4 protein-coding genes are annotated in these 3,864 nt (G+C 71.0%); all 4 read left to right on the forward strand.

Annotation, left to right across the window (positions count from 1 at the left end; translation table 11 throughout):
• The first annotated feature begins 72 nt into the window (after positions 1-72).
• The gene (locus JWR81_RS09685) at positions 73-1,146 is read left to right on the forward strand and encodes a hypothetical protein (RefSeq protein WP_297649618.1); all 1,074 of its coding nucleotides are present in this window, start codon (positions 73-75) and stop codon (positions 1,144-1,146) included.
• Between the two features lie 209 nt (positions 1,147-1,355).
• A complete protein-coding gene (locus JWR81_RS09690) occupies positions 1,356-2,228 on the forward strand; it encodes a glycoside hydrolase family 16 protein (protein WP_297649620.1) in 873 nt (290 codons plus the stop codon).
• 200 nt (positions 2,229-2,428) lie between these two features.
• Positions 2,429-3,169 (forward strand): SDR family NAD(P)-dependent oxidoreductase, encoded by a 741-nt coding sequence (locus JWR81_RS09695; RefSeq protein WP_297649622.1) that lies wholly within the window; start codon positions 2,429-2,431, stop codon positions 3,167-3,169.
• Positions 3,170-3,529: 360 nt separating this feature from the next.
• Positions 3,530-3,864: TetR/AcrR family transcriptional regulator (locus JWR81_RS09700; protein ID WP_297649628.1), on the forward strand; the 335-nt coding region annotated here is incomplete at its 3' end.

Consider the following 3,864-nt stretch of genomic DNA (forward strand, 5'->3'; position numbering starts at 1 on the left):
GGTCACGCTCCTACCGTGGAGGGCATGGCTGCTGCCCGGGGTGATCTGCCGAGGTCGGGACGTGATTTCGCTGTGACGCGCCGGGGTTACGCGCCTGGCGAGGTCGAGGAGGACCTGCGCGAGCTCGACGCCCGGATCCAGGCGCTCACCTCCGACCGCGACACTGCCGTCGAGCAGAACCGGTACCTGAGCTATCAGACGAACGTCGCCTGGGCCGAGATCGACCGGCTCCGCGTGCAGGTGCGTCGCCTGTCGGCAGCGCCGCACGGCGTCGAGGCCCTGAGTGAGCGGCTGGCCGCCCTGTTCGACCTGGCGCAGGAGGAGATGGCCGAGCAGCGGGAGCGGGCCGAAGCCGAAGCCGAAGCCGTCGTCGCCCGGTCCCGGGCGGACGCGGCCGCGCGCCGGGAACGTGTCGAGGCGGCCGAGCGGCAGCTCGAGTCCGACCGGGCGGATATGGCGGCGGAGGGGGAGCGCGTCCTCGCTGCCGCCGGCGCGGAGGCGGAGCAGCTCCGGGACGCCGCGGACGCGGGGCGGGCCCGGGTCGTCGCAGAGGCGGCGGCGGACGCGGAGCTGCTGGTGCGGGAGGCGCGCGAGCGCTGCCGGGAGCTCGACTCCGCGGCGGCGGCCCGGCGGGAGCGGGAGACCGAGGACTTCACCGCGGCGATGTCGCTCCGGCGCACCGAGGCCATCGCGGCGGTCGAGCAGACCCAGACGGCCGCCCAGGCGGATGCCGACGACCTGGTCGCCCGGGCCGGGGCGCGGGCGACCGCCGTCGTCGACGAGGCCAGGGCGGAGGCTGCCCGCCTGCTGTCCGTCGCCGACCAGGCCGGGCGCGACCTCATAGCGGCCGCCGATCAGCGCGTGGCCGACCTCGAGGCCGTGTACATGCAGGTGATGACCCAGCTGGCCGGGGTGCGAGGGTTGCTCGACCATGCCTGTCCCGGGTCCGCCGCAACGTCCGGCGACGACCGCGCTGAGGACGATCCCGCGGATCCGGACGCGGCCCGCCGGCGCGTCGGCCCGCCGACGGGTCCCTGCACGCGACGCGACAGGGACGGCTCCGAGCCGCTGTCCCACCCGGGCCTCACCCCCGCAACCGGCCTGATCGGCGGCGCGCCGGATCCCGGCGTCAGGTCGCGCCCCTGACACCACGCCGACAGCATGGTGCTCGCCACCTCATTGTCGAGATCGCGACGAAGGTGAGACGGAATGCCGCGCGTCCCCGGGCCGCCCGCATGCGGCGATGTGGCCGTGACGCTGCGTGGGACGGAGAATGTGCGCGCAGTGCATGTCCACCACGAATGCCAGGTATCGGACTCAGCGTCAGCTCAGCATGCCCGTCGTAATGTGTTGGAATGACCGACACACAGCGCGTCGATGTGGGCGATCCGCCCCCGCCCGGGCCGCCTGGCCGGCGGCGGAGCCGCATTGTGTTGGCGGCGGCGCTGGTCGTCGTGCTGGTGGCGGTCCTGGTCGTGGTGGTGCACAGCCTGCGCGGGCAGTCCGGCGCTACCACCTCCACCCCGAAATCGGGGGCACCGCTGGCCGCGCCGAGCTCCGCCGCCGACGGCCAGTCCGCGGGGGTGCGCTACAGCTGGCCGCTGGTCGCCGACGACGAGTTCGACGGCAACAGCCTCGACACGACGCTCTGGGGTGCCTACACCGGCCGGACCACGGGCAACGTCGGCAAGCAGAGCCCGAAGAACATCGGGGTGTCCGATGGGGTGATGACCATCAACAGCCACGGAGATTCCTCCGCCGGCATGGCCTGGTCGACGAACCAGACCTACGGCCGCTGGGAAGTCCGGGCCCGTTCCGAGCCCGGTGTCGGGTACAGCCCGGTGGCGTTGCTGTGGCCAGAGAGCGACTCGGACTGGCCGCAGGCAGGGGAGATCGACTTCATGGAGATCCCCGACCCCACCAGGACGGTCAACCACTTCACCGTTCACTACGGCAGCGACAACAGCCAGGACGCCACCACCCAGAACGGGGACTTCTCCGGGTGGCACGATTACGCTGCGGAATGGGAGCCCGACCACATCACCGGCTACATCGACGGTAAACAGGTCTTCTCCACCACGAACAAAGCCGAGATCCCCTCCGGCCCGATGCACCTGGCGATCCAGCAGGACATCGGTCCCATCGCCGACTGGATTCCGGCCCCGGACTCCACCACCCCCAGCGATGTCGGGCTCCAGGTCGACTGGGTGCACATCTACGGGCCGTGACCGGCAGGCCGGTATCGGTTCATGGCGCTGCGACAAGCGGTCCTGACAGGGCACGTCCCTCGCCGGACACCTTGTCGAGCAGGGGGACTGCCTACGGTGGAACCCGTTGGTCGTTCAGGCTCAACCCTTCCCTTGTTGAACAGACCGGTCTACCTTGAGTGCACTAGACAGACTGATCTACTCATTCAAGGGGAGCCGATATGTCCGTGGATCTCAACGAGGACCTGCGCACGCGCACCGTCCTGGTCACCGGCGCCACGTCCGGCATCGGCCGGGCCACCGCGTTCGCCCTGGCCGGTGCCGGATGGTCGGTGATCGTGCACGGTCGCGACACCGCCCGCGGTGAGATGACGGTCAAGGAGATCGTCGAGGCCGGGGGGCTTGCCCGGTTCATGGCGGCCGACCTGGGCGACGCCTCAGCGGTCCGCCGCTTGGTCGACGAGATCGGGGAGGTCGACGCCCTGGTCAACAACGGCGGTCTCTCCTGGTTCGGCCCCACGGCCGACCTGGATGCCGACGGGTTCGACGGGCTCTTCGCGAGCAACGTTCGGGCCGCGTACCAGCTCGTCGCGGGCTTCGCGCCGGGGATGGTCGCCCGCGGGAAGGGCTCGATCGTGAACCTCGCAAGCATGGCCGGGCAGGTCGGCCTCGCCGGCGGAGCCGCCTACGGCGCGACCAAGGCGTCACTGGCGTCCCTGACCCGCTCCTGGGCTGCCGAGTTCAGTCCGTCCGGCGTTCGGGTCAACGCCGTCTCGCCCGGCCCCGTCTACACCGGCGGCGCGGACCGCGGCCGCATCGACACGCTCGGGCAGACCACCCTCACCGGCCGCGGCGCACGTCCCGAGGAGATCGCGCGCGTCATCGCGTTCCTGCTGTCGGACGAGGCGAGCTACATGACCGGCGCCGTCGTGCCGGTCGACGGCGGCCGCACGGCGGTCTGACTCCGACGACATCGGAGGAGGCATGACACGACCGTCACCGTCCGGGCCGTCGCCTACGCCGTCGCGCAGCGCGCCCGCTTCTGGTCGTAGGCGCTGCGGCGCCCGGTCCGCGAGGGTGCGACACCGGAGTTCGCCGGGGTCGGGGTCGCCGAAGGCGGCCAGTTGCTGAGCTTCCATCAAGTTCCCGAGGGCAGGACGGTCACGAACGGGATGCAATCCGTCCTGGTCAGCCCCGGGTTCGACGTCGAGGTGGTCGTCGAACCCTGACCGACTCGCTCGGCGGATTCCTCGACCAGATCGAACAGCTCGCCACACTGATCGTTCCAGTAAAGTAGACCTGTCTGTTCACAGGAGGGTCCCATGACGTCGACGGCACCGGTCCGCAGGTCCGCGCGCGAGAGGCTGCTCGAGGCCGCGAACGAGCTCTTCTACGCCGAGGGCGTGCAGAGTGTCGGGATCGACCGGGTAATAGAGCAGGCCGGCGTCGCGAAAGCCTCGCTGTACAACACGTTCGGCAGCAAGGAAGAGCTGGTCAAGGCGTATCTGGGGAAACGGCACGCCGGCACCACCGCTCGGCTGCACGCCGCCGTCGAGCGGGAGTCCGACCCCCGCGCCCGGCTGCTCGCGGTGTTCGACGCCCAGGCCGAGTTCTTCTCCCAGCCCGGCTTCCGTGGCTGCGCCTTCTCCTCCGCCAC

Origin of the sequence: Pseudonocardia sp. (assembly GCF_025965585.1) — a bacterium.
In the GTDB taxonomy this organism is placed as follows: Bacteria; Actinomycetota; Actinomycetes; order Mycobacteriales; family Pseudonocardiaceae; genus Pseudonocardia.

Excerpts from the sequence above, each read along its gene's own strand:
- JWR81_RS09690 (WP_297649620.1), top strand. The coding sequence starts at position 1,356 with ATGACCGACACACAGCGCGTCGATGTGGGCGATCCGCCCCCGCCCGGG.
- JWR81_RS09695 (WP_297649622.1), top strand. The coding sequence starts at position 2,429 with ATGTCCGTGGATCTCAACGAGGACCTGCGCACGCGCACCGTCCTGGTC.